At 60.7% G+C, this 1169-nt stretch carries 1 protein-coding gene; it reads right to left on the reverse strand.

Annotated features, from left to right (window positions below; all coding sequences use genetic code 11):
• Positions 1-15: 15 nt before the first annotated feature.
• Complete coding sequence (locus GL300_RS26050; RefSeq protein WP_155042578.1) at positions 16-975, reverse strand: IS110 family RNA-guided transposase; 960 nt, start codon at positions 973-975, stop codon at positions 16-18.
• Between the last annotated feature and the right edge of the window lie 194 nt (positions 976-1169).

The following is a 1169-nucleotide window of genomic DNA, read 5'->3' on the forward strand; positions in this document are numbered from 1 at the left end:
TAGCAACTGTATCTGTCAGGTCCCAGGGATCGTCCATTTCTGCCGGCTTTTGCACAACGCATTCGCAATGGTGACCAGCTTTCTGGCGACGGCGGTGATGATGACTTTGTGTGGTTTTCCTGCGTCACGGAGGCGATCTGCGAAGGATTTCAGGCTTGGGTTGTGATGTGCCGCGACCAACGCCGCCTGGAACATTACGTGCCGCAGGGCACGGCGGCCTCCGGCGATAACCCTTTTCCCGCGAAGAGTTCCACTGTCGTGTGCGATCGGGGCCAATCCGGTGAGCGCGGCAGCTTCTTCGCCGGAGATGGTGCCGATCTCAGGCATTTCGGCGATCAGCATTGTGCTGGCAACCGGGCCGATCCCTGGGATGGAACGGAGAACGGTGACCATCTCCGACATGTGATCATCGCTCGCGATGGCTCTGGTGATCCGGTCTTCCAGTTCCTTGATCAGGCTGTCGATCCGTTGCTTCAGTTCGGTGTCGACGTCCTCGAACATTGCGGCGGTGCCGAGTTTCTGATGCGCGCGGACTTGGGCCAGCAGCCGTTTGCGCATTTCGACCAGTTGCGCTCGCTTCGACGTCAAAGCTCTGAGAAGGCGTAAGTTTTCTGCGGGTAGACTGCGGCCTGCTTCGGGCCGGAAGGCGAAGAAGCGGGCGATAAGTTCCGCATCGATCCTGTCGGTCTTGGCGCGTGTGCCGCAGCTTTGCGCAAATGCCTTGACCTGTGCGGGGGGCACCTGGCGGGCCGCAACACCTTCTGCCTCGAGCCTTGCCCAGAGCTGCCACTCCTGGCCGCCAGTCGATTCAAAGCAGACCACTGCATTCCGGCCCCGGGCAAGGGTCGCCACAGCAGAATGGCCCGCCAGAACGTTTGGTACTCTGCAGCGATGTCCGTCGGGCAGGCAATGAAGGTCAAGCCAGTCGCGGCTGACATCTATGCCGATGACGCGGCCATGTGATAGATTGTCCATGCTCTCTTCCTTCTGGTGCGCGGTCCTGCAAAGGCCGCAATCAACTGTTCGAGACGATGAAGAGAGGCGGTGCCGACAGGCTAGGAAACGTGGTCATGCCACAAGGGTCAGACGTCGCGCACTACCCCGTCACTGACCCGGGCCGGGGCCGGTGACGGGGCCAGTTTAGCAGAGCGCAGATACAGAAGGGTCAG

The sequence above is a fragment of the Paracoccus litorisediminis genome, from assembly GCF_009711205.1.
Lineage (GTDB): Bacteria > Pseudomonadota > Alphaproteobacteria > Rhodobacterales > Rhodobacteraceae > Paracoccus > Paracoccus litorisediminis.

Bases quoted from the DNA above. Each gene is read 5' to 3' on its own strand.
- GL300_RS26050 (WP_155042578.1), bottom strand. From the start codon at position 975: ATGGACAATCTATCACATGGCCGCGTCATCGGCATAGATGTCAGCCGC.